Source organism: Gryllotalpicola ginsengisoli DSM 22003, assembly GCF_000419445.1.
In the GTDB taxonomy this organism is placed as follows: Bacteria; Actinomycetota; Actinomycetes; order Actinomycetales; family Microbacteriaceae; genus Gryllotalpicola; species Gryllotalpicola ginsengisoli.
The window spans coordinates 748176-772335 of record NZ_AULK01000001.1; the positions used below are offsets into that span (position 1 = coordinate 748176).

The following is a 24160-nucleotide window of genomic DNA, read 5'->3' on the forward strand; positions in this document are numbered from 1 at the left end:
CTCAGGCATCACCCAAAGCACGAGGAATCCGTTGCACCAGGCCTCACTCTTCTCGTTCCTCGACCCGCAGACGATCATCCACTCCGCGGGTCCCTGGGCCCTCCTCGTCGTGTGCGGCATCATCTTCGCCGAGACCGGTCTGCTCGTCGGGTTCGTGCTGCCGGGCGACACGCTGCTGCTGATCAGCGGCGTGCTGTCCGCGCCCGCCGTGCTCGCCTTCCACTGGCACGTGTACTGGGTGGCCCTGTTCATCTGCATCGCCGCGTTCCTCGGCGGCGAGCTCGGCTACTTCATCGGCCGGAAGGTGGGTCCGCCGATCTTCGAGCGGCGGGAGTCCGGCCTCTTCTCGAGGGAGAACGTGGATCGGACGAACGCGTTCTTCAGCCGCTTCGGGGCGCCCGCGGTGATCATCGCGCGGTTCGTGCCGGTCGTGCGCACCTTCGCCCCGGTCGCCGCCGGCGTCGGCAAGATGGACTACCGCAAGTACACGCTGTACAACGCGATCGGCGCGCTGCTGTGGGGCGCGGGCATCGTCTACCTCGGCTATGTGCTGCACTTCATCCCGCCGGTGCAGCACTTCGTGGAGGACTACATCGACGTGATCCTGATCGGCGCGGTCGTGGTCAGCGTCGTGCCGACCGGGCTGCACCTGCTGAACGCGCAGCGCAAGGCCAAGCGCGCGCAGAGCGGCGGCGGCGTCAGCTCGCCGAAGCCGAAGCCGTCAGCGACGGAATGATCGCCGCGAACGCGCGGGCCCGGTGGCTCACCGCGTTCTTGCGCTCCGGGTCGAGCTCTGCGGCCGACCGCCCGCCCTCGCCGTCGGGCAGGAAGATCGGGTCGTAGCCGAACCCGTTCTCGCCGCGCGGCTCGCGGGCGATCGTGCCCGGCCACACCCCCTCCACGGCGTGCTCGGTGCCGCGCGAGACCAGCGCGATGGTGCACGAGAAGTGGCCGGTGCGCAGCCGGTCCGGCACGTCGGCGAGCTGCGCGAGCAGCAGCTCGAGGTTCTCCCGGTCGGCGCCGTGCCGCCCCGACCACCGCGCGGAGAAGATGCCGGGTGCCCCGCCCATGACGTCCACGCAGATGCCCGAGTCGTCGGCCATCGCCGGCAGCCCGGTGTGCCGGGCCGCCGCCCGCGCCTTGATCAGCGCGTTCTCCGCGAAGCTCGCGCCGTCCTCGACGGGCTCCGGCCCGTCGTAGGCGACGATCTCGAGCCCTGGCACCGCAGCGGCGAGGATGCGCTGGAACTCGGCCGCCTTGTGCGCGTTGTGGGTGGCGAGCACGACGCGCACGCTCAGCCCTCCAGCGCCTGGCGCTGCAGCTGCGCGAGCTCGGCGTTGCCGGCGAGCGCGAGGTCGAGCAGGCTGTCCAGCTCCGCCCGGTCGAACGGCGCGCCCTCGGCCGTGCCCTGCACCTCCACGAAAGCGCCGGAGCCGGTGACGACCACGTTCATGTCGGTCTCGGCGCGCACGTCCTCGACATATGCCAGATCGAGCATGGGAACGCCGTCGATGATGCCGACCGAGACGGCCGACACGGAGTCCTTGAGCGGCTGCGCCTTCTTGGCGAGGAAGCCCTGCTCTTTGCCCCACGCGAGCGCGTCTGCGAGGGCGACGTAGGCGCCGGTGATCGCGGCGGTGCGGGTTCCGCCGTCGGCCTGCAGCACGTCGCAGTCGAGCACGACCGTGTTCTCGCCGAGGGCGTTGATGTCGACGATGGCGCGAAGCGATCGGCCGATCAGGCGGCTGATCTCGTGCGTGCGCCCGCCGATGCGGCCCTTGACCGACTCCCGGTCGCTGCGCGAGTTGGTGGCCCGCGGCAGCATCGCGTACTCGGCCGTCACCCAGCCCTTGCCCTGCCCGGTCAGCCAGCGCGGCACGCCGTTCGTGAACGAGGCGGTGCACAGCACCCGCGTCTCGCCGAAGGAGATCAGCGCGCTGCCCTCCGCCTGGCGGCTCCAGCCGCGCTCGATCACGACCGGTCGCAACTGGTCGGGGGTGCGCCCGTCGGCGCGGGTCGTCTCTGCCACGGTCAATGCCTTTCGATCGGGGGAAGGTCGATGACGCCGGTGCTCACCAGGTCGACGCGGGAGACGTCGAGCCCGAGCATCCGATGAGCCAGTCTCTGGAACGCGAGCGTGTCCTCGCCCGTCGCCTCGTAGCGGATCACGGGGTCGCCCGCCGCGCGGCGCTCGAGCCCGCTCCCGACGAGCACGCGGTAGACGTCGGCCGCCGTCTCGGCGTCGCTGGAGACGAGCGAAACGTCGTCGCCCATGACGTACGAGATCGCTCCCTTGAGGAACGGGTAGTGGGTGCAGCCGAGCACGAGCGTGTCGATGCCGGCCCGCCCCAGCGGGGCGAGGTAATCGGATGCCACGGCCAGCAGCTCCGGCCCGCTGGTGACCCCGCGCTCGACGTAGTCGACGAACAGCGGGCACGCCGCGGTGAACAGCCGCAGGTCGGGGGCCGCGGCGAAGGCGTCCTCGTAGGCGCGGGACGCGATCGTGCCCACCGTGCCGATCACGCCGATGCGCCGGTTGCGGGTGGTCGCGACGGCGCGGCGCACGGCCGGCTGGATGACCTCGACGACCGGAACGTCGTAGCGCTCGCGCGCGTCGCGCAGCAGCGCCGAGCTCGCGGTGTTGCAGGCGATCACGAGCATCTTCACGCCCTGCTCGACCATGAAGTCGAGCACCTCGAGGCCGTATCGGCGCACCTCGGCGATGGGCTTCGGACCGTAGGGCGAGTGCAGCGTGTCGCCCACGTAGAGGATGGACTCGTTGGGCAGCTGATCGCGCACCGCGCGCGCCACCGTGAGGCCGCCGACGCCGGAATCGAAGATGCCGATCGGCGCGTCGCTCATGAATCGATTCTATGTAGGTTGAGAAACGTGACCTCCTCGACCGCGCTGCTCACCGACCGCTACGAGTTGACCATGTTGGACGCGGCGCTGGCCGACGGCACCGCGCAGCGGGAGTGCGTGTTCGAGGTGTTCGCGCGCCGGCTGCCGCTCGGCCGCCGCTACGGGGTGCTGGCCGGCACCGGCCGCCTGCTGGAGCTGATCGAGCGGTTCCGCTTCGGCGACGCGGAGCTCGAGTGGCTGCGCGAGGAGAAGGTGGTCTCCGATGCCACGCTCGACTGGCTCGCCGACTACCGCTTCACCGGCACGATCACCGGCTATCGCGAAGGCGAGGTCTACTTCCCCGGCTCCCCCGTGCTGTCGGTCGAGGCGCCCTTCGGCGAGGGCGTGCTGCTCGAGACGCTCGTGCTCTCGGTGCTGAACTTCGACTCGGCCGTCGCGACGGCCGCGAGCCGCATGGTGCACGCCGCGCTCGGGAGGCCGATCGCCGAGATGGGCTCTCGGCGCGCCAACGAGGACGCGGCCGTCGCGGCCACGCGGGCGGCCTACATCGCGGGCTTCGAGGCCTCGTCGAACCTCGAGGCGGGGCGCCGGTGGGGCCTCCCGACGATGGGAACGGCGGCCCACGCCTTCACGCTGCTGCACGAGAGCGAAGAGGAGGCGTTCCGCTCCCAAGTGGCCGCCATGGGCACCGGCACCACGCTGCTCGTGGACACCTTCGACGTCGAGAAGGGCATCGAGACCGCCATCGCGGTGGCGGGAACCGGGCTCGGCGGCATCCGTCTCGACTCGGGCGATCTGCCCCGGCTGGTCGCCAAGGCCCGCGCCCAGCTCGACCGGCTCGGCGCGACAGACACGAAGATCACCGTCACCAACGACCTCGACGAGTTCACCATCGCGGCCCTGTCGGCGAGCCCCGTCGACGCATTCGGGGTCGGAACCTCGGTCGTCACCGGCTCGGGCGCGCCGGCGGCCGGCATGGTGTACAAGCTCGTGGCGCACAAGGACGACGCGGGCGAGTGGGTCTCGGTCGCGAAGAAGTCGGACGGCAAGGCGACCGTCGGCGGCCGCAAGGCCCCCATCCGCCACCTCGACGCGGCCGGAATCGCAACGGCGGAGGTGGTGCACGTGCTCACCCAGCGCCCGCCGCGCGAGGAGGGGCGCGAACTGCTCGTCACGCTCATGCAGGACGGCGAAGCGGATGCCTCGTACCTCGGCCACTCCGGCGTGGCCGCCGCGCGGGCCCACCGTGCGAAGGCCATCGAGGAGCTGCCCGAGGAGGCGTTCAAGCTGGGCGCCGACGAGCCGGTCCTGCCGACGATCTACGTCTGACGACAGCAGTCCCGAAGCCGGCCCTACTCCAAGGCCAGCGACTCGTAGATCTCCTTGCACGTCGGGCAGACCGGGAACTTCTCCGGGTCTCGGCCCGGCGTCCAGACCTTGCCGCACAGCGCCTTGACCGGCTTGCCGGTCACCGCCGACTCGAGGATCGCCTCTTTGCGCACGTAGTGCGCGAAGCGGTCGTGGTCGCCGTCTTCGATCTGCTCGGAGTTCAGCAGCTCCTCGAGCTCGCGGTCGAGTGTCGCGGTGCCGCCGCCCTCGGCGGGCCCGCCCGGTTCGGAGATGCTCATGCCGCCAGTTTACGAGCGGGTCACGCGGCGCGCACGGCCGCGTCGAGGATCTGCGGGCCACGTCGATTGAAGATCGCCGCGCCTGCGAAGACGCCGCCGGCGAGCGCCAGCACGCCGACCGCGAGGCCGGCGGCGAGCGACAGCCCGAGCCACGACGGGTCCTGGAACACGCCCAGCACCGCGAACACGATCGCCGGAGCCGACAGCATCAGGATCACGACCAGGCTGAACGACTGCACGAAGGCCGCTGCGGCGCCCACGCTCTGCGGCTGCTGGAAGGGGCTGTCGCCGGGCTTCGGGACCGGGTACGGCACGAGCGCCGAGGTGATGCTCGACAGCCCGAGCCCGGCCAGCAGCTCGGCGGCGCACACCCCGATCAGGGCCGGCAGCACGCGCCAGTCGCCGTAGTAGGCAGCCGACACGATCGAGCCGACCACGACGACGGGCACGCCGATCAGCAGCACGGGGAACAGCCGGCCGACCCGGTCGGCGAGGCCCGCCGTTCCCGACACGACGTGCAGCCAGATCGCCGTGCCGTCGTACGCCACGTCGTTGTGCGCGCTCCAGCCGAGGAACACCATCATGATCGGCAGCGGCAACAGCGCGAGGTACGGCGTCGGAACCGCGTGCACGACCGCGAGGGCCCCGAGGATCAGCACCGGGATGATGGGGATCATCACGAGCGACGCCCAGTACCGCGGGTCGCGCATCCAGTAGCTCAGGCTGCGTGCCGCGACCGCCCCCCAGGGCCTGGCGGGCAGCACGCCGAACCAGCCGAGTCCCGGGTACACCTTCACCTCGGCGGAGCGGCCCGGGGTCACCATGATGTGGGCGACGAGCGCCCGCCAGGCGAGCCACAGCGCGGCCGGGGTGGCGAGGGCGATGAGCAGCTCCACGGCCGCCGCTCCCCCGTGCCCCGCCGCGGTGTCGGCAGGCACCGCCCACGCCGCGCCCATGGGCGACCAGCGCAGGATGTCCGCGAGCACGCCGACGGCCGAGAGCCCGTCGCGGCTCCAGTCGACGTTCACGAGGGAGAGCACGAGCGGAGAGATCAGCACCACGAGCAGCACGCCGATCACGCCGGTGAGATCCCGCGCGCGGCGCGTGTCGAGCACGAACCCGGCGACCGCCGTGGCGACGCGGGCGGCGAGCACGCAGGTCGCGAACCCGAGTGCGGCGCAGATCAGCGCGAGCACCGCGAGCCAGAACCCGCGCGACCAGGTGATGACCGTGGCGAGCGAGCACACGGCGGTCACGGCCGCCGGCACCGAGACGACGGATGCCGCGGCGAGTCCCGCCGCGAGGCGATCCGTCGGTATCCCGAACGGCGCGAAGCGGCGCGGGTCGAGGGTGTCGTCGACGCCGAAGACGAGCGGCAGCAGCAGGAAGCCGGTCGTGACCGCAGTGCCGGCGACGATGATCACGTTGCGCACCGGGTCGGCGTCGAACAGGCGCGCCGCGATCAGCCCCGCCACCAGCAGCACCGTCGCGAACGCGCCGTACAGGCAGGCGATGACGAGCCCCACCACCTGCCAGGGGCTGCGCCGGAACGCGCCGCCGAGCAGCGCGAGCTTGAGCCGCATCAGCAGCGGCGCGTCCTGCAGCAGTTCGCGGGCCCCCCGGGCGGACGGGCGGGGAAGCGTCACTCGGAGAAACTGTGCAGCCATTCGAGCCCCTCCGCCGCCCTGCGCCCCCCTGCCAGCTCGACGAAGCGCTCCTCGAGCGTCTTCTCGCCGCGCACCTCGTCGGCAGTGCCCGCGTCGAGCACCACGCCGGAGACGATGATTGCGACGCGGTCGCAGACCCGCTGGATCAGATCCATGCTGTGGCTGGACATCACGACCGTGCCGCCCGCGGCGACGTACTTCTGCAGGATCTCGATGAGGTTGGCCGCCGACACCGGGTCGACCGACTCGAACGGCTCGTCGAGCACGAGCAGCCTGGGCGAATGGATGAGCGCGGCCGCCAGCGCGATCTTCTTCGTCATGCCCGCGGAGTAGTCGGCGACCAGCCGGCCGACCGCGGCCTCGAGACCGAACGCCTCGATCAGGTCGGCGGTGCGCGTGCGCACCGCCTGGGAGTCGAGCCCGCGCAGCGCCCCGGCGTAGTGCAGGAACTGCGCGCCGGTGAGGCGGTCGAACAGACGCAGCCGGTCGGGCAGCACCCCGATCATCCGTTTGGCGCGGTTCGGTTCCTTCCACACGTCGACGTCGTGCACCACCACCTGCCCGGAGTCGGGCCTCAGCAGCCCGGTGGCGATCGACAGCATCGTCGTCTTGCCGGCGCCGTTGGGGCCCACGATGCCGTAGAACGATCCCTCGGGCACCTCGAGCGTGACCCCGTCGAGCGCGACCGTCGTGCCGAACCTCTTATAGAGCTGACGGATGCCGAGCACCGTCGGCTTCGGCGGCGGAGGCGGAGGCGGGGGCGGGGGCGGGGCCGCTGCCTTGGACTTGGTCTGCCGCGGCGCGCGCGGCTTCGCCGGAGCGCGGCCGGCCGCTGCCTGTTTGGCCGCTGCCTGTTTGGCCGCCGTCTGTTTGTCCGTCGTCTGCTTGGTCGCCGCCTGTTCGGCCGCCCCCTCTTTCGCCGCAGGCTGCTTGGACGCCGGTCGGCGCGTGGTCGCGGACGAGTCCGCGGCCCGGGTGCGGGAGGTACCGCCACGAGCCGTCGTGCTGCGCGCGGAGGCGCTGCGCGTGGTCGCCGGCTTGCGGGCGGTGGAGCTGCTGCGCGCCGGCTTTTTCGTATCTGACGCGGGCTTTTCCTCCCCGCCGGCAGCCTCGGCCGACCGACCTTCCCGCGCGGCGTCGTCGTCGGGCGGCTGTGGGAGGGAGGTCATGCGGCCACGCTAGCAAGGACCTCCGGCATCCGCCCGCCCCGTACGTGCCCGCTGTGACGAAGCACGCGCCCCGCGCGGCGTAGGCGACTTCTTTCAGGCGAAGTGCGTAAACTGCGGGTGAACTGTTGCCTACTGACTGGAGGAGACGACATGACGACTCAGGTAGTGATTCTGGCTGCCGGAATGGGCAGCCGACTGGGCCGGGCGCTCCCGAAGTCGCTGACCGAGCTGGTCGACGGGCGCACCATCATGCGCCAGCAGTTCGACAACATCGAGACCGCGTTCGGCAAGGATGCCAAGGTCACGATCGTCGTCGGCTACCGGGCGGAGGACATCGTGGAGCGCTTCGGCGACCGCGCGCAGTTCGTCTACAACGAGAAGTACGACCAGACCAACACGAGCAAGAGCCTGCTGCGCGCGCTGCGCGCCAGCAATAAGGGCGGCGTGCTGTGGATGAACGGCGACGTCGTCTTCGACCCGCAGGCGCTCGTGCGGGCCAAGGAATTCGTCGCCCGCGACCAGAGCTTCGTGACCGTGAACACCTCGAAGGTGAGCGACGAGGAGGTCAAGTACACGGTCGGCGCCGAGGGATACATCGATCAGCTCTCGAAGCAGGTCGACACGGCGGTCGCCCTGGGCGAGGCCGTCGGCATCAACTACATCTCGAGCCGCGACAAGGCCAGCTTCATCCGCAGCCTCGACAAGGTCGACGCGCAGGACTACTTCGAGGCCGGGCTCGAGCTCTCCATCGCCAAGGACCGCATCCTTGTCGAGCCGATGGACATCTCCGACCTGTACGCGGTCGAGGTGGACTTCGCCGAGGACCTCGAGCGGGCCAACGGCCTCTTCGCTTGAACCACCCCGTCGGTCGACTGGCGCCGCAGACCGCCGTCGGTCGACTCACGTCGCAGACGTGAATGGAGACCTACGGCGCCGACTACCCCTGCCGCGTGACCGCGACCGGCCGCCCCTTGAAGCGCAGCGCCACCTGCTGCCCCGGCTCGGGGCGGTCGCTCACGTCGTGCTGCACGGCGACGACCGTGTCGTCCGCGAGGCGCACGAAGGTGCGGCGCAGTGAGCCGAGGAAACTGGTCGACACGACGGTCGCCGGCAGCCCGGCATCCGTCGTGATGATGACGTCCTCGGGGCGCACGTACGCCGTCACCGGACCGTCTTCGGGCGCCTCGCCCAGCACGTTCAGCGGCTGACCGTACACGGTCACCACTCCCCCGACCAGCGTGCCGCCCAGCTTGTTCGACAGCCCCACGAAGTCGGCGACGAACGGCGTGCGCGGTGCCAGGTAGAGCTCCTCCGGCGTGCCGATCTGCTCGATGTCTCCCGCATTCATCACCGCGACCCGGTCGGCGACGGCGAGCGCCTCCTCCTGGTCGTGGGTGACGAAGATCGTGGTGATGCCGAGCTCCTGCTGCAGGCGCCGGATCTCCTCGCGCAGCTGCACCCGGACCTTCGCGTCGAGGGCTGAGAGCGGTTCGTCGAGCAGCAGCACGCGCGGCCGGGTGACGAGCGCGCGGGCGAGTGCGACGCGCTGCTGCTGACCGCCGGAGAGCTCGTGCGCGTACCGGCCCGAGAGGTGCCCGAGCCCGACCAGCTCGAGGGCCTCGCTCGCGCGGGCGCGCCGCTGCTGGGCCGGTACCTTGCGCATGCGCAGCCCGAACTCGACGTTCTGCTGCGCGGTCATGTGCGGGAACAGCGAGTACGACTGGAACACCATTCCGATGTCGCGCCGGTTCACCGGGACGTCCACGACGTCGACGCCGCCGATCCGGATGCTTCCGCTGTCGATCCCCTCGAGACCCGACAGGGCGCGCAGCGCGGTCGTCTTGCCGCAGCCCGACGGGCCGAGCAGCGCCACGAACTCGCCCGGCTCGACCTTCAGATCCAGGCCCGAGAGGGCGGCATGGCCCGAATACGTCTTCACCACGTCGACGAGCTCGACGCTCGTGCCCGTGACGGTCAGCGAACCGGCGGAAGCGTTGCTGTCGATGGCGACCATGTCGAAACCTTTCGATTGCGGCGGATCGTGCCCGCGGCGCCGATCAGCACGAGGATGATGAAGACGAACAGCAGCGCGGCCAGCGCGAACGTCGAGGCGACGTACGGGTCGGCGTGCTCGAGCAGCGCGAGGCCGGTCTGGAAGGTGTTCTGCTGCAGGAACGAGGCGATGGTGTACTCGCCGAGCACCACCGAGACCGTGAGCAGGGCGGACGAGAGGATCCCGCGGCGCAGGTTGGGCAGGATCACGGACCACACCGTCTGGAACCACCCGGCGCCGAGGGAGCGCGCGGCCTCTTGGAGGGTGACCATGTCGACGCCCGCCATGTTGGACTGGATGGGGCGGAACGCGTACGGCAGCGAGATGATGCCGATCGCGAAGGCGAGGATCCAGGCGACCGAGCCGGTCGCCTGCCACATGACCTGGTAGACGGGGATGAATCCCACCGCGAGCACGACGGTGGGGATCGAGATCGGCAGCAGGCACACGAATTCGATCGCCTGTCGCACCCGGCGGTAGCGCAGCTCGGCGAGGATCATCGCCGGAAGCAGGAAGACCAGCATCAGCAGCACCGTCACGAGAGCGATCACCAGGGAGTTCTGGATGCCCTCCCACAACTGGTCGTACTGGTAGGCGCGCACAGGGTCGGTGAGCGCCTTCAGATGCTGGAGCGTGAAGCCGGAGTGCTGCCCGACGGGCTGGAACGCGAACGCCGCGAGCGCGTAGAGCGGGTACAGGAACGCGAGCCCGGCGATCACGAGCACGACCGTGGCCGTCGCGCGGCCCGGCGCGGCGCCGACGCGGGCGCTGCCGCGGCGGCTCATCGCTGCCACCTCGCGGCGCGGCGCTGCAGCACCGAGTACGCCCACATCACGATCGCCATGATGACGATCATGCCGATGGCGAGCACGCCCGGGATGTTGGTCACGCCCGAGGCCGTCTCGCTCGACAGGTCCTGCTGCATGACGACCGGGATCAGGATGCCCGAGTTGGTGAGCGCGGCGGCGGTCGCGAACGAGGAGAACGCGCTCGCGAAGATCAGGATCATGGCGCCGAAGAACGATGGGGCGAGCACCGGCGCACCCACGTGGCGCCAGTAGCTGAACCGGCCGCCGCCGAGCGTGGCGACCGCCTCGCCCCACTGCGGACGCAGCCCCTCGACGGCCGGCATGAAGGCGATGATCATCAGCGGGATGGAGAAGTAGAGGTAGGGGAAAAACATGCCGGCGGGCTGGTAGAGCAGCGGGCCGGCCGTCTTGTCGGGCGCCAGCGAGTTCAGGTCGACGTGGAAGGTCGACTGCAGCCACAGGGTGAACATGCCCGAGCTGCCCATCGTGGCGATGAAGGCGAAGGCCAGCATCACGCCGCCGAACTGGGCGAGCACCGAGCTCGCCGCGTCGACCACGACCCGCAGGATGCCGTTCGGCTTCGCGGCGAGAAGCATCACGCACAGGATCGCGCCGAGGATCGCGGAGGCGACCGCGACCGCGAGCGACAGCACGATCGAATTCTCGAACGCCTTCAGGATCGACCGGTCGCCGAACGCGGAGAAGTTCGCGAGGGTGAACGAGCCGTCCTCCGCGGTGACGCCGCCCCAGACCGCGAGCACGGTCGGCACGGCCATGAAGACGAGGGTGTATGCGGCGAAGGGGGTGAACCCGAGCCAGCCGGCCCCCCGGCGCCGAGGCTTACGCGCCCCGGCGCCGGCGGACCGGCCTGCTACCGCTGCGGATGCGGCGGACACGCGCTGACCGTTACTGGCCCATCGCGGCCGGCCAGGCCTTCGCGATGAAGGTTCCGGCCTTGGTCGCCTGGTCGTCGCTGAGCAGCGTGATCGAGCTCGGCTGGCCGCCGGCCGACTTGAGGGCGTCCTCGTCGACCTTGCCCGCCTTGGTCATGGCGTCGAGCGTCGCGGGGAAGGCGCCGGCCGCAAGGTACAGGTTCTGCACCTCAGGCGTGTAGAGGTACTCCTCCCACAGGCGGGCGGCCGCCGGGTTGGGGCCCCACGCGGCGACGGCCTGGTTGTAGTACGAGCCGACGGCAGGGCCGGAGGGGATCACCGTCTTGAAGTTCGGGTTGCCGCCCTGGGATTCGTCGCCCCAGCCGACGTTGTTGAACGACCACTGGATGACGACCGGGGTCTCACCGTTGTTGACGGTCGCCTGCGAGGCGACGGTCGGGATGTAGTTGCCGGCGTCCTTGAGCTTCTTGAACCAGTCGACGCCCGGCTGCAGGTTGTCGGCCGAACCGCCGTTGTCGAGCGCCGCGAGCACGACCGACATCAGGGCCTCATTGGCCTTGACCGGGGACATCTTGATCGCGACCGAGTTCTTGTACTCCGAGCCGAGCAGGTCGTTCAGGGACTTCGGCGCCGTCTTGATCTTCGACGAGTCGTAGCCGATCGACATCACGCCGGTGTAGTCGTAGTACCACTTGCCGTCGGGGTCCTTGAAGTCGGTGGGGATGTCATCCCAGTTCTGCACCTTGTAGGGCGTGACGATGTCCATGTTCTGCTCGAGCACGGTGGTGCCGATGTCGAACACGTCGGGGGCGGTGGACTGGCCCTTGTCGTTGTTGGCCGCGTCGACCTCGTCCTGCGACGAGCCGTCCGGGTTCTCGGAGTTGATCTTGATCCCCGGGTACTTCTTCTCGAAGCCGGCGATGATCTTGCCGTAGTTGGCCCACGACGGGGGCAGGGTGATGACGTTGAGGTGGCCCTCCTTCTCGGCGGCGGCGACGAGGCAGTCGAAACCGCCGAAGTCGTCGGCGCTGGTCGCCTTCTGAGCCTGGGCGGTGGTGAGGGTCTTGCAGTTCTTCGCCTTGGCGCCGGCATCACTGCCGCCGGAGTTGCTCGCGCAACCCGTGAGCGCGATCGCCGCGGCGGCGACGAGCGCGAGCGCGGTGCTGACGCGCCGCATCTTGGACTTCATCAGGGAGTCTCCTCTTGGTTGGGGGATTCTTCGGGGGTGGGGATCTGGGTCAGGGAAGAACGGATGCCGCGAGCCCGAGCGCGGTCGTCATGCCGATGCCGCTCGTGACCGAGACGGCGGTGACGCCGGGCAGGGGGTCTGCGACGAGGTACGGGCCCTGTGGGCTCGAGGCGTAGACGCCGCGCCAGCGGCGGCGCACCCGCAGCTCGTCGGCGCCCAGCAGGCGACGGAACTCCTCGAGCAGCAGCTGGTCCGACTCCTCGTCTTCGAACGGGCTCTCGGTGTCCTCGTAGTGGTGGGTGTCGCCGAGCACCAAGCGGCCGGCCGCCTCGGAGTGCGGCAGCCGCTGGGTGAACATCAGGTTTACCCCCCGCGCCACGAGTTCGGGGGCGTCGGCCGCGATCGCCGCGCGCAGCTCCGCGGCGGCCGCGGTCCGGGCGAACCCGTCATAACGCAGCAGCGACAGCCCGGTGAGCACGCCGGGGGCGACGTCGACGCCGCGGGGTGCGTCGGCCTCGAGCATCCGTAGCCGGCACCGCGTCACGCCGTGCTCGGCGGCGAGGTCGGGGAAGAACCGGTCCACGTCGTGGCCGACCGCGACGATCACGCGCTCGGCACGCACCTCGCCGCGGGTCGTGTGCACGAGGCCGCTCTCGACACCCGTGACGTTGACGCCGAAGCGAACGTCGACGCCGAGTGCGGCCAGGTGGGCGGCGAGAGCGGGCACGGCGGTCGGCGAGTCGACGCGCAGGTCGAGCGGCAGGTGGGCGGCGCCGAGCAGACCGGGCGGCGTGAAGCCGAGGCGATCGGATGCCCCGGCCGGATCGAGCATCGTCACCTGGTCTGCGCCGCGCGCGGCGGCGAACTGCTCGAGCACGGCGAGCTCCTCGGCGCGCCGCGCGACGACGACGGTGCCTTCGGCGCGCACCGGGATGCCCGCTTCGCGGGCCAGGGTGAGCCACTCCTGACGGGCGCGCAGCGCGTACTCGAGTGCGATGTCGTCCTGCGCGGTCGTGCAGATGTGGCCGAAGTTTCGGATGCTCGCACCGACGGCGTACCCGTCGCGCTCGAGGACGACGACCCGCAGCCCGGCGCGCGAGGCGTGCCATGCATGCGCGAGGCCGACGATGCCGGCGCCCACGATCGCGAGGTCGAAATCCACGCTTGACACTGTGGCGGCGGCACGGGGTCGGAAGCGAGCCGGCAGAGCACTTGTCAACAGATGTTCAACCGCACGAAACCGGCGGACAACACTGGGTGAACAAGCGTGGACACCCTTCGCGTGAGTGCGAGGAGCACCGCTTGTATAGTCAGGGTGCGCGTTCCTCTCCACACGGTGATCGGCGATTGGATCCGGGACCAGATCTCGTCGGGGGCGCTGCCCGTCGGCGCCCCGCTCCCCTCGGAGGCGGAGTTGTGCGCGCGGTTCGGCTCGTCGCGCGGTCCGGTGCGGCAGGCGCTCGCGCAGCTGCGCAGCGAGGGGCTGATCGCCACCAGTCAGGGCCGGGTGCCCGCCGTGCAGGCGAGGCCGCTGGCCCAGTCGATCGACGACTTCTTCTCGTTCACGGCGTGGGTGCAGTCGTCGAGGCGCACGCCCGGGCAGAAGACCATCGAGATCGCGAGGCGGGTGCCGGAACCCGCCATCGCCGAGCGGCTGGGGCTCGAGGCATCCGATGAAGCCGTCGTGGTCGTGCGCCGTCGCACGATCGACGGCGAGCCCGTCATGCTGGAGCGCAGCTGGTACGTCGAGCAGGTGGGCCGGGAGATCTTCGCCTTCGACCCCGACGCCGGCTCGATCTTCGCCGAGCTCATCGCCCGCGGGGTGCCGCTCGATCACGGCACCCACACGATCGCCGCGATCGCCGCCGACGAACTCGACGCCGAACAGCTGGACGTGCCGATCGGCACACCGCTGCTGCGGGTCGAGCGCATCACCAGTTCGAGCGACGGAGTCGTGCTCGAGTACGCTGACGACCGCTATCGCACCGACCGGGCGCGGCTCGCGATCCGCAACTCCCGTTCGCGCTCCGCCGTCGCCGCGCCGAGCGAGGTACGCCGGCTCACACCAGAAGGGACCACGGCATGACCATCCGTCTCGCCTCGCTGGACATGGCGGGCACGACCATCGCCGAGCAGGGCACGGTCTACGCCGTGCTGCGACGCACCGTGGAGGAGAGCACCGGCCGCCAGATCAGCGACGAGCTGCTCTCGAGGTGGGGCGGCACGGGCAAGCACGCCGCCATCGGCGGGCTGCTCAGCGAACTCGGCGAAGACGTGTCGCGCCAGGACGCGCTGTTCGAGGTGTTCAAGCAGACGCTCGCGGCCGAATACGCCGCCGATCCGCCCACTCTGATCCCGGGGGTGCGCGCGGCGGTCGGCGAGCTGCGCGCGGCCGGCGTCAAGGTCGCCCTGCAGACCGGCTACTCGCGCGACGTCGCCGAGCCGCTGCTCGAGACCGTCGGCTGGGCGGTCGGCGACGACATCGACGCCCTGGTCACCTCCGACGAGGTGCCCGCCTCGCGGCCGGCTCCGTTCCTGATCTTCCGCACCATGGAGGCCACCGGCGTCACCGACGTCGCGCAGGTGCTCACCGCGGGCGACACCGCCAACGACCTCGGCGCCGGCGTCGCGGCCGGGGCGCGCTTCGTGGTCGGCGTGACGACCGGCGCGTACACGGCCGAGCAGCTCGGGACGCACCGCCACACGCATCTGCTGGCGTCGGCGGCGCAGCTGCCGGCGCTGCTGCGCAGCGAGGGCGAGCTGCCCTCCTAGAGCCGGTCGCGCCAGGCCAGCAGCCGCTTCACGCGCTCGATGCCGCCCGCGAGGTCGGGGGCGGAGATGCCGTGCGTGAACAGGGTGACGCCCTCGTCGACCAGTTGCGCGAGCTCGGCCTCCGGCAGCGTGTCGCGCATGCGCACCTCCGTCGACAGGGAGATCTCGGAGAGGTCGCGGCCGACCGCGGCGGCGTGCTCGGCGAGGATGCCCTTCTTGCGGCGCAGAGTCTCGATGTCGCTGAAGCTGTGCCAGATGTCGGCGTGCTGGGCGACGATGCGCAGCGTCTTGCGCTCTCGCCCGCCGCCGATCATCACGGGGATGTCGCGGGTGGGCGGCGGATTCAGCTTCGCCCAGCGCGCCTCGATGCGCGGCATCGCCTCGGCGAGCGCGGCGAGCCGGGTGCCCGGGGTGCCGAACTCGAAGCCGTACTCGTCGTAGTCGCGCTGGAACCAGCCCGCGCCGATGCCGAAGATCAGCCGGCCCCGGCCGCCGTCGTGCGCCGAGATGTGGTCGACGGTGCGCGCCATGTCGGCCAGCACGTCCGGATTGCGGTACGAGTTGCAGGTCACCAGCGGCCCGAACTCGACCCGCGTGGTCTGTTCCGCCCACGCGCCGAGCATCGTCCAGCCCTCGAAGTGCAGCCCGTCGGGCTCGCCGGAGAGCGGGAAGAAGTGGTCCCAGTTGAACAACACGTCGACGCCGAGCTGCTCGAGCTCGACGACCGTGTCGCGGATCTGCTGATAGCCGGCGTGCTGCGGAGCGATCTGAACGCCGATTCTGATGGAGGTCACGCCTCCCAACTTATCCAGACTGCACCCCTAGCATTGAGGCCGTGACCAGCTCCACGGCCGTGCGCCCCGCGCAGCGCACGCCCTTCGCCAGATACCGCCATTCGCTGTGGCTGCTGACGAAGCGCGACCTGTCGGTGCGGTACACCACGAACGCGCTCGGCTACGTGTGGTCGATCCTCGACCCGCTGCTCATGTCGCTGATCTACTTCTTCGTGTTCGTGCTGGTCATGCACCGCGGCGGCACGGGCGACCAGCCGTACATCGTGTACCTGATGGCGGGTCTGCTGCCGTGGACCTGGTTCAACAGCACGATCACGGATGCCTCGCGCGTGTTCTCGAAGGAGTCGAAGCTCGTGCGCTCGGTGAAGCTGCCGCAGTCGCTGTGGGTGGCGCGCATCGTGCTGTCCAAGGGCATCGAGTACATCGCCTCGCTCGCCGTGCTCGTCATCTTCGCCGTCCTCAACCACGCGCCCGTGACCGCCTACGTCGTGTGGTTCCCGCTCGGCATCGTGCTGCAGGCGATCCTCGTCTACGGACTGGGGCTGATCGTCGCGCCGCTCACCGTCTTCTACAAGGACCTCGAGCGGGCCATCCGTCTCATCCTCCGCGTGCTGTTCTACGCCTCGGCCGTGCTGTACTCGCCGGATGAGTGGCCGCAGGACTTCCACGGCTTCCCCGTCGGCCGCATTCTCGAGCTCAACCCGCTCACCGGCATCATGGGCCTCTACCGCTGCGCCTTCTGGCCGAAGGAGCTGGAGATGGGCCACGTGATCGTCTCGGCGGTCGGCTCGCTCGTGATTCTCGGCGTCGGCACCCTCGTCTTCCGCCGGTCGGTGCCCGCCGTGCTGAAGGAGATGTGATGGTCGCGGTCGACTCCACCCCCGTCACCGGCACCGGCGGCAGCGGCTACGTCATCGAGGTCTCCGGCCTCGGCATCCGTTTCAAACGCAACAAGCGCGCCAAGCGGTCGTTCAAGGACCTGTTCGCCGGCCGTCGGCGGCGTGCGCGGCCGGACGAGTTCTGGGCGCTGCGCGACGTGACGTTCGGCATCCGCCAGGGCGAGGCGATCGGGGTCGTGGGCCGCAACGGGCAGGGCAAGTCGACCCTGCTGAAGCTGATCGCCGGCGTGCTCATCCCCGACGAGGGCTCGGTGCGCGTGCACCAGGGCGTCGCGCCGCTGATCGAGATCACCGGCGGCTTCGTCGACGACCTCTCGGTGCGCGACAACGTGTACCTCACCGCGGGCCTGCACGGCATGACGAAGAAGCAGGTCGACGCGAAGTTCGACGAGATCGTCGAGTTCGCCGAGATCCCCGGGTTCCTCGACACGCCGTACAAGCACCTGTCCTCCGGCATGAAGGTGCGCATCGCGTTCAGCGTGATCACGCAGCTGGAGGAGCCGATCCTGATCGTGGACGAGGTGCTCGCAGTCGGCGACAAGGCGTTCCGCGAGAAGTGCTACGCCCGCATCGACCAGCTGCTCTCCGAGGGCCGCACGCTGTTCTTCGTCTCGCACTCCGAGCGCGACCTGAAGCGCTTCTGCACGCGCGGGCTGTACCTGAAGAAGGGGGAGCTGGTGATGGACGGGCCCATCGACGAGGTCATCGACCGCTACAACGCCGACTACAACACGCCGTCGCGGCCGGCGGCGGAGTAGCGAGGCGCGACTTCCCCCGCACAGGTAGGGTGCGGGTCGGGTTATCCCCCGTTTTCGCGAGGGCGTCGGATGCCGGTTCTACCGTTCCCCGCATGCCTGACCTGCCTCTCGCCTACCCCGTGCCCTGGTTGTTCATCCGCGACTATGCGCCGCGGTATGGGTTGAAGAACGCATCGCTCGAGACGCTGCGGAACGTGTGGTGTTCGCTTCTCGGCCCGGGCGCATTGCCGCTACAGCTTCCGGTGAACGTGGAGCCGGGCCAGACGCTCTGGGTTCCCGTGCATGGAGCCGATCTGGCGCGAGACACGCTTCTCGTCGTGCGGTGGCGGCGCGAGAACGGCGAGGAATACCTGTGGCGTGCGGCGTTCTGATCAGGCGCGGGCGCGCCGTTTGGCGTCACGTTTACGCTTCAACTCTTCAAGCGGTTCGCGCGGGGAAGTGCGCTCTCGCGGCGGCGGGACCATGTCGGCGTTCAGCCCCTCCGTCAACACGGCCAGGTCCACTCCGAGGGCATCGGCGATGCGGATCATGTTGTGCAGGTTCGGGTTGCGCTGACCGAGTTCGATCTTGCGGTAGGTGGACTCGTCGATCTCTGCCGCCTCAGACACCTGACGTTGTGTCGCACACAGCTCTTCACGTTCCGCTCGCAGTCGACGGCCGAATTCCTTCGTGGCAGAAGAGAGCGAATCCGGCATATCTCCAAACCTGGATGAACGCGCGCGTTTGGCCGAGGGCAGATGCACCCCTACTTTTAATGCCACGGGCGTTTTTGCCCGCTTATCTGTTCGTTCCGCCGGGGGTGCTTCATGTCGTCAGATGCGGCTGCCGCACTTCAGAACCCGGTGATCAACTCCCCCTACGACCCGCCGACCCACTACTTCGTCGTCGGCCCGCACGGGCCGACGGGCGAGATCAAGGCGGGCCGTCGTCCGAGCGAGTCGTTCATTCCCATTCCGCAGTCGAAGAAGCGCGGCAAGAAGGCAGCGCATGACGACACCCTGGTCGAGATCGATTTCGACTTCACCGGCGAGCGCCGCCAGGCCAACTCGCTGATCAATCAGCTCCGGGACGATGTCGAGCTGTGGCGGGCCCGCGGCTACGAGCACGTCACGCACATCAGTCGCAAGCTGTTGCAGCACTGGGCCGACTCCACTCGCGAGAACCGGATCCTCTACGGTCAGCGCGAGGCCGCCGAGACGGCGATCTTCCTCACCGAGGCGGCAGGCAAGGGCACCTATCGCGACTGGAGCCGCAGCCTCGACGAGGCCAATGCCGAATACAACTCCGGCCTTCCCCGGGTCGCGCTGAAGTTGGCGACCGGCTCGGGAAAGACGGTAGTCATGGCGATGCTCATCGCATGGCAGACGCTGAACCGCCAGTACGCGTCAGGAAACGCTCAGAACCGGTGGGCGCAGAAGTTCCTGCTCGTCGCTCCCGGTATCACGATCCGCGACCGCCTTCAGGTGCTCAAGCCAACGCTGCAAGGCAACTACTACGACGAGCGCGAGATCGTGCCGCCCGATCTGCGTCAGCAGCTCAACTCCGCCCAGCTGGTGATCACGAACTACCACGCGTTCCTGCCGCGCGTGCGGCGCGAGTTCCAAGGGGTGAACGCGCTCACCAAGAACATCCTGAGCGAGAGTGACGACCCCGGCTTCTACAACGAGAGCGAGAGCGAGGTCGTGAGCCGGGTGCTGCGCGACTTCGGCAAGGTCGGCAAGAACGAGCCGATCGTCGTCTTCAACGACGAGGCGCACCACTGCTACCAGGACAAGCCCCAGCACACCGCCGGAATCAAGCTGACCAAGGAGCAGGAAGCGGCGAATACCGACGCCCGCGTCTGGTTCAAGGGCCTCCAGGCGGCGGCGAAGCTGCACCGCATCCCCCGCATCTTCGACCTCTCGGCGACGCCGTTCTACCTCTCCGGTTCCGGCTACACCGAGGGGTACCTGTTCCCCTGGGTGGTCAGCGACTACTCGCTGATGGACGCGATCGAGGCCGGCATCGTCAAGGTGCCGCGCGTTCCCGTGAACGACGACTCGGCCGACGACACCCCCACCTACCTCGACTTGTGGCAGAAGATCGGCGACAAGCTGCCGAAACGGCAGAGCACGGTCATCACGGATGCGTCGGGGTGGAACCCTCCCGCCGAGCTGGAGGGCGCCCTCAACAACCTCTACGGAAGCTACGAGAAGTCGTTCGCGCGCTGGCAGGACGAGCTCGCGTCGCTCGGCGAGCCTCCTCCGGTGATGATCGTGGTCTGCCCCAACACGCTGGTCTCGAAGCTGGTCTACGAGTGGATCGCGGGACGAGAGATCACCGAAGGCGAGCAGACGATCCACACCGAGGGCAGGCTGCCGCTCTTCTCGAACGCCGAGCTGGGGCGGCGTCGCGCCCGGCCGCAGACGATCCTCGTCGACTCGGTTCAGCTCGAGTCTGGCGATGCGCTGAGCGCCGATTTCAAGTCCGCCGCCGCTGAGGAGATCGAAGCGTTCAAAGATGCATACCGCCGCAGCAGCCCGGGAGCGGACGCCGATCAGCTGAGCGACGCCGACATCCTTCGCGAGGTGCTCAACACCGTCGGCAAGAAGGGCAAGCTCGGCGAGCAGGTGCGCTGCATCGTCAGCGTCGCAATGCTCACCGAAGGATGGGACGCGAACACCGTCACCCACATCCTCGGCATCCGCGCCTTCGGCTCGCAGCTGCTCTGCGAGCAGGTTGTCGGGCGCGGACTGCGGCGCCGCAGCTATGTGTTGAACGACGAGGGCAGGTTCGAGCCCGAGTACTCGAACGTGTACGGCATTCCGTTCGCGTTCATCCCGAGCGACGTGGTGCCGACCGAGAAGCCGCCCGCCCCGCCCGCGATCGAGGTCGGCACGGTCGAGGGCCGGGAGGAGTACCGCATATCCTTCCCGAAGCTCGACGGATACCGCCTCGAGATCCCCAGCGAGCACCTCTTCTTCGATCCGTCCGACGCCCGCCGCCTGCTCATCGGCCCGAGCACGGTGCCCGACGAAGTGACCGTCGAGGGCTATGTCGGCGAGTCCGAGGTCGTGAGAGACGACGTGCGCGACCCGCGGGAGCAGCGGGCCGCCTACCGCATCGCCGAATACGTCTACCGCCAGCACTTCATGTCCGGCGACGAAGACATCCAGCCGTGGACCTTCCCGCGCTTGCGCGAGATCGCTTCGGAGTACCTGACGCAGTGCGTCGACTATGACGACGGCTTCGACATCCGACACCTGCTGCGCACGACCGAGCGCCTTCACGAGGCGGCAGAGGCGATCTGGGACGGCATCACCCGGTACGGCGCGCGCGACGACGAGTCCCGGGTGCAACGCATCCGACCGCTGCTGCGCCGCTTCGATCCGATCGGCGACACGAGCGGCATCCGTTTTCTCACCCGCAAGGCGGTCTACGAGACGCGCAAGAGCGAGATCAGCCACGTCGTGCTCGACGGCCAGGGCGGCAACACGTGGGAGCAGCTGGTGGCGAGTCAGCTCGAGCTCATCGACGATGTCGCCGCCTACGTCAAGAACGACCACCTGGGTTTCACGATCCCGTACGTGCACAAGGGGCGCACGCACGCGTACGTGCCCGACTTCATCGTGCGGCTGCGGCGGCGCGACGGCGACGTGCAACGAATGCTCGTGATCGAGGTCTCCGGCGGTCAGAAGAGCCCGGGACCCACGATCGAGAAAGCCGACACCGCCCGCAACAGCTGGTGCGTCGCCGTGAACAACCACCGCGGATTCGGCCGCTGGGGCTACATCGAGCTGACCTCGATGGTCGGCGTCGAGGTGCAGCTGCGCGAAGCGATCGACAGTTTGTACGCCGACAAGCCCATCGTCGGCGACCCCGATCTGCTGTCGGCGTTCCCGTGACGCCGGCGCGAAGCATCCGTCACCCGTTCGCACAGCAGTAAGGCACAGCAGACATGGCACGCGCAGCACGGCCCAGCGGTCCGACCCCCGTCGAGGCGATCCGGCACGTCGAAGACGCCCGCACAAACATTCCGACCGCGGAAGGATCCGAGGTCTACTTCGACGAGAAGTCGAGCGCGCTGCCGCCGCTGCGCTACCCGCGCAACCCCGATCTCGACCCGCAGCTGGTCTGGCGCGGCAAGGATGCCGAGGACGGCGAGGACCTCGTCGTCGACGCTCCCCCGATCTACATCCAGGAGAAGATCGACCCGCGGGTGCTCATCGAGAACCTGCGCGAGACGGCGAAGGCGGGTGAGCCGGAACCCGAGCTGACGCTGTTCGACGACTTCGACGGGCTCGACGGTCTAGATGCGATCGAGTACTACCGGCACGACGCGCGCTGGACCAACCGCATGATCCTGGGCGATTCACTGCAGGTCATGGGCTCCCTCGCGGAGCGGGAGGCGCTACGCGGCAAGGTGCAGATGATCTACATCGACCCGCCCTACGGCATCAAGTTCGGCTCGAACTGGCAGGTGCGCACCTCACGGCGCGACGTGAAGGACGGCAAGCGTGAGGACTCGGCGCGCGAGGCGGAGCAGATCAAGGCCTTCCGGGACACCTGGAAGGACGGCATCCACACCTACCTGTCGTACCTGCGCGACCGGCTCGTCGTCGCGCGGGAACTGCTCACCGAGTCCGGCTCGGTCTTCGTGCAGATCGGCGACGAGAACGTGCACCTCGTGCGCAGCCTGCTCGACGAGGTGTTCGGGGCGGAGAACTTCGTGAGCCAGATTTCGTATCGGACAACCACGGGCGCGACCTCCGAATTTCTCGCCGGCACGGTCGACTACATCCTGTGGTTCGGTCGGAATCGCGACGCAACCAAGTACCGAAGCCTCTATGTCGAGCGCTCTGTGGTTGATGACGCCAACTATCGATTGATCGAGATTGACGGGGTCGTTCGAGCCCTGACACGAAACGAGTTAGCAGAGAAGGACAAGCTGTACGGGACTGGTGCGCGCCTTCTCCGCCAGAATCCCCTGACCTCACAGTCAGGCGGAGACACGACGCGCTTTGAGGTGGAGTTTGGCGGGCACCGCTTCACGCCGGCAAAGGGTGGCTGGAAGACCAACGCGGACGGTATGAAGCGCCTGCTGCTCGCCAATCGATTGATGTCCAGCGGCAAGACGTTGGGATTCAAGCGCTACTTCGAAGACTTTCCGTACGAAGCATTTTCGAACGCCTGGGATGACACGCGCCAGAGTGGGTTCGGCGAGGCGAAGGTCTATGTCGTCCAAACGGCACCTCGGGTGATCGAGCGGTGCATGCTCATGTGCACCGATCCGGGCGACCTCGTGCTTGACCCGACCTGCGGCTCGGGCACGACGGCGTATGTCGCCGAGCAGTGGGGGCGGCGCTGGATCACGATCGACACCTCCCGCGTTGCATTGGCGCTCGCGCGGCAGCGGCTCATGGGCGGCCGGTTCCCGTACTACGTGCTGGCCGACTCCGACGAAGGGCGCAAGCTCGAGGGGCTGCCGCCGGCGACCACGAAGGGCGACATCCACAAGGGCTTCGTGTACGAGCGGGTGCAGCACATCACGCTGAAGTCGATCGCGAACAATCCCGACATCCACGAGGGCATGAGCCGCGAGGAGATCGACGCGGCGATCAAGAGGCACGCCGAGTACGAGTTGCTCTATGACAAGCCCAAGGTCGACAAGAACGTCGTGCGGGTGAGTGGACCGTTCACCATGGAGAGCCTCAGCCCGCACCGCTCGCTCACCTTTGACGAGGCGGACCCGAGCCGCGAGTCGATAGGCGAGCGCCACGCGGCCGAGGATCCGGAGGCTGTCACCTTCGAGCAGTCGATTCTCGAGAATCTGGCGAAGTCCGGCATCCAGAACGGGTCGAAGTCGGGCCGCTTCACCTTCGCGAGCCTCGACCCGCACGCGGGCAGGCTCATCCAGGCGACGGGTGAGCGGCTGGCCGTCGACGATGACGACTCGGCCGAGGCATCCGTCGACGCGCCCACCACTCGGGTCGCCATCGCCATCGGCCCCCAATACGGGACGGTGAGTTCCGGCTTTGTGAAAGAAGCGCTCAAGGAAGCCAACGCGCTCGACCCGGCCGTCGACGTGCTGTACGTGCTCGGCTTCGCATTCGACCCCAACGTCGAGGGCGAGCGTCAGCTCGGCCGCATCCGTGTCGAAGCGGTGCGCATGAACGTGGACCTGCTCATGATCGATGCCCTGAAGAAGACCGGAGCCGGCAACCTGTTCACCGTCTTCGGCGAGCCCGACATCGAGGTGCGCGAGCTGCCCGACGGCAAGCTCGAAGTCGAACTGCGCGGGGTCGACGTGTTCAACCCGAACACCGGCGAGGTGCGCTCCAGCGCGCCGACTCAGATCGCGCTCTGGATGGTCGACACCCGGTATGACGAGGAGTCGTTCTTCGTGCGGCACGCGTACTTCACCGGCGAGAACGACCCGTACAAGAACCTCAAGACGGCACTCAAAGCCGACATCGACCCGGACGCGTGGAGCGCGCTGTATCGCACCATCTCGATGCCGTTCGACCGACCTGATACGGGGAAGATCGCGGTCAAGGTCATCAACGACTACGGCGATGAGGTCATGAAGGTGTTCTCGGTGTAGGTCGCGTGCGCGGGTCTCCATTCGCCCTTCGGGCGAGTCGACCAGCGAGGGGACGCGTGCGAGTCGACCGGCGGGGGCGCGGCT

The 24160-nt window shown here is 68.9% G+C and carries 23 protein-coding genes; 10 read left to right on the forward strand and 13 right to left on the reverse strand.

Annotated features, from left to right (window positions below; genetic code table 11):
• The first annotated feature begins 31 nt into the window (after positions 1–31).
• Positions 32–736 (forward strand): DedA family protein, encoded by a 705-nt coding sequence (locus H563_RS0103685; RefSeq protein WP_022881263.1) that lies wholly within the window; start codon positions 32–34, stop codon positions 734–736.
• Here H563_RS0103685 and rdgB read toward each other — a convergent pair.
• Genes rdgB through murI form a run of 3 tightly spaced genes read right to left on the reverse strand, consistent with a single transcriptional unit; the run spans position 699 to position 2862 of the window.
• The gene (gene rdgB / locus H563_RS0103690) at positions 699–1298 is read right to left on the reverse strand and encodes an RdgB/HAM1 family non-canonical purine NTP pyrophosphatase (protein WP_027479095.1); all 600 of its coding nucleotides are present in this window, start codon (positions 1296–1298) and stop codon (positions 699–701) included. The genes H563_RS0103685 and rdgB overlap by 38 nt on opposite strands.
• Positions 1295–2029, reverse strand: a complete 735-nt coding sequence (rph, locus tag H563_RS0103695) for a ribonuclease PH (protein ID WP_022881264.1) — start codon at positions 2027–2029, stop codon at positions 1295–1297. The genes rdgB and rph overlap by 4 nt, the downstream gene beginning before the upstream one ends.
• A gap of 2 nt (positions 2030–2031) precedes the next feature.
• On the reverse strand, positions 2032–2862 hold the full coding sequence (gene murI, locus H563_RS0103700) for a glutamate racemase (protein WP_022881265.1): 831 nt from the start codon (positions 2860–2862) through the stop codon (positions 2032–2034).
• Positions 2863–2889: 27 nt separating this feature from the next.
• On the opposite strand from murI, the gene H563_RS0103705 reads away from it, so the two are divergent.
• On the forward strand, positions 2890–4191 hold the full coding sequence (locus tag H563_RS0103705; protein ID WP_022881266.1) for a nicotinate phosphoribosyltransferase: 1302 nt from the start codon (positions 2890–2892) through the stop codon (positions 4189–4191).
• A 23-nt stretch (positions 4192–4214) separates the two neighbouring features.
• Here the strand turns inward: H563_RS0103705 and H563_RS0103710 are convergent, their stop codons facing one another.
• From H563_RS0103710 to H563_RS18255, 3 genes are read right to left on the reverse strand one after another with little or no spacing between them, the layout of a single operon-like run.
• Entirely contained in the window at positions 4215–4490 is a 276-nt protein-coding gene (locus H563_RS0103710) for a DUF3039 domain-containing protein (RefSeq protein ID WP_022881267.1), read from the reverse strand.
• Positions 4491–4510: 20 nt separating this feature from the next.
• On the reverse strand, positions 4511–6136 hold the full coding sequence (locus tag H563_RS0103715) for a hypothetical protein (protein WP_022881268.1): 1626 nt from the start codon (positions 6134–6136) through the stop codon (positions 4511–4513).
• Positions 6133–6885 carry an ABC transporter ATP-binding protein gene (locus H563_RS18255; RefSeq protein WP_022881269.1) on the reverse strand — a complete coding sequence of 251 codons (753 nt, stop codon included), beginning with the start codon at positions 6883–6885 and terminating at the stop codon, positions 6133–6135. The genes H563_RS0103715 and H563_RS18255 overlap by 4 nt, the downstream gene beginning before the upstream one ends.
• Before the next feature lie 591 nt (positions 6886–7476).
• Between H563_RS18255 and H563_RS0103725 the strand changes: the two genes are divergently transcribed.
• A complete protein-coding gene (locus H563_RS0103725) occupies positions 7477–8181 on the forward strand; it encodes a phosphocholine cytidylyltransferase family protein (RefSeq protein WP_022881270.1) in 705 nt (234 codons plus the stop codon).
• Between the two features lie 82 nt (positions 8182–8263).
• Here the strand turns inward: H563_RS0103725 and H563_RS0103730 are convergent, their stop codons facing one another.
• The 5 genes from H563_RS0103730 to H563_RS0103750 form a co-directional block, all read right to left on the reverse strand.
• Positions 8264–9340 carry an ABC transporter ATP-binding protein gene (locus H563_RS0103730; protein WP_022881271.1) on the reverse strand — a complete coding sequence of 359 codons (1077 nt, stop codon included), beginning with the start codon at positions 9338–9340 and terminating at the stop codon, positions 8264–8266.
• A complete protein-coding gene (locus tag H563_RS14805; protein ID WP_022881272.1) occupies positions 9301–10164 on the reverse strand; it encodes an ABC transporter permease in 864 nt (287 codons plus the stop codon). Before H563_RS14805 ends, H563_RS0103730 begins: the two co-directional genes overlap by 40 nt.
• Positions 10161–10964: an ABC transporter permease gene (locus H563_RS0103740; protein WP_245556807.1), complete on the reverse strand. Its 804-nt coding sequence runs from the start codon at positions 10962–10964 to the stop codon at positions 10161–10163. The genes H563_RS14805 and H563_RS0103740 overlap by 4 nt, the downstream gene beginning before the upstream one ends.
• 130 nt (positions 10965–11094) lie before the next feature.
• The gene (locus tag H563_RS0103745; protein WP_022881274.1) at positions 11095–12270 is read right to left on the reverse strand and encodes an ABC transporter substrate-binding protein; all 1176 of its coding nucleotides are present in this window, start codon (positions 12268–12270) and stop codon (positions 11095–11097) included.
• Positions 12271–12319: 49 nt separating this feature from the next.
• Positions 12320–13432 (reverse strand): TIGR03364 family FAD-dependent oxidoreductase, encoded by a 1113-nt coding sequence (locus tag H563_RS0103750; RefSeq protein WP_022881275.1) that lies wholly within the window; start codon positions 13430–13432, stop codon positions 12320–12322.
• A gap of 153 nt (positions 13433–13585) precedes the next feature.
• On the opposite strand from H563_RS0103750, the gene H563_RS0103755 reads away from it, so the two are divergent.
• The gene (locus H563_RS0103755; protein ID WP_022881276.1) at positions 13586–14356 is read left to right on the forward strand and encodes a GntR family transcriptional regulator; all 771 of its coding nucleotides are present in this window, start codon (positions 13586–13588) and stop codon (positions 14354–14356) included.
• Positions 14353–15042: a phosphonatase-like hydrolase gene (locus H563_RS0103760; RefSeq protein WP_022881277.1), complete on the forward strand. Its 690-nt coding sequence runs from the start codon at positions 14353–14355 to the stop codon at positions 15040–15042. The genes H563_RS0103755 and H563_RS0103760 overlap by 4 nt, the downstream gene beginning before the upstream one ends.
• Here H563_RS0103760 and H563_RS0103765 read toward each other — a convergent pair.
• Positions 15039–15836, reverse strand: coding sequence for an LLM class F420-dependent oxidoreductase (locus H563_RS0103765; protein WP_022881278.1), 798 nt, complete (start codon positions 15834–15836; stop codon positions 15039–15041). The two genes, H563_RS0103760 and H563_RS0103765, sit on opposite strands and share 4 nt — an antisense overlap.
• A gap of 41 nt (positions 15837–15877) precedes the next feature.
• Here H563_RS0103765 and H563_RS0103770 point away from each other — a divergent pair, with 41 nt between their 5' ends.
• From H563_RS0103770 to H563_RS0103780, 3 genes are all read left to right on the forward strand, one after another.
• Positions 15878–16696, forward strand: coding sequence for an ABC transporter permease (locus H563_RS0103770; protein ID WP_022881279.1), 819 nt, complete (start codon positions 15878–15880; stop codon positions 16694–16696).
• On the forward strand, positions 16696–17493 hold the full coding sequence (locus H563_RS0103775; protein WP_022881280.1) for an ABC transporter ATP-binding protein: 798 nt from the start codon (positions 16696–16698) through the stop codon (positions 17491–17493). The genes H563_RS0103770 and H563_RS0103775 overlap by 1 nt, the downstream gene beginning before the upstream one ends.
• Positions 17494–17585: 92 nt before the next feature.
• Positions 17586–17864 (forward strand): hypothetical protein, encoded by a 279-nt coding sequence (locus H563_RS0103780; RefSeq protein WP_027479064.1) that lies wholly within the window; start codon positions 17586–17588, stop codon positions 17862–17864.
• Here H563_RS0103780 and H563_RS0103785 read toward each other — a convergent pair whose 3' ends face one another.
• Positions 17865–18188 carry a helix-turn-helix domain-containing protein gene (locus H563_RS0103785; protein ID WP_022881282.1) on the reverse strand — a complete coding sequence of 108 codons (324 nt, stop codon included), beginning with the start codon at positions 18186–18188 and terminating at the stop codon, positions 17865–17867.
• Between the two features lie 111 nt (positions 18189–18299).
• Between H563_RS0103785 and H563_RS0103790 the strand changes: the two genes are divergently transcribed.
• Positions 18300–21377 (forward strand): BPTD_3080 family restriction endonuclease, encoded by a 3078-nt coding sequence (locus H563_RS0103790; RefSeq protein ID WP_022881283.1) that lies wholly within the window; start codon positions 18300–18302, stop codon positions 21375–21377.
• A gap of 53 nt (positions 21378–21430) precedes the next feature.
• Entirely contained in the window at positions 21431–24076 is a 2646-nt protein-coding gene (locus H563_RS0103795; RefSeq protein ID WP_022881284.1) for a site-specific DNA-methyltransferase, read from the forward strand.
• Positions 24077–24160: the final 84 nt, after the last annotated feature.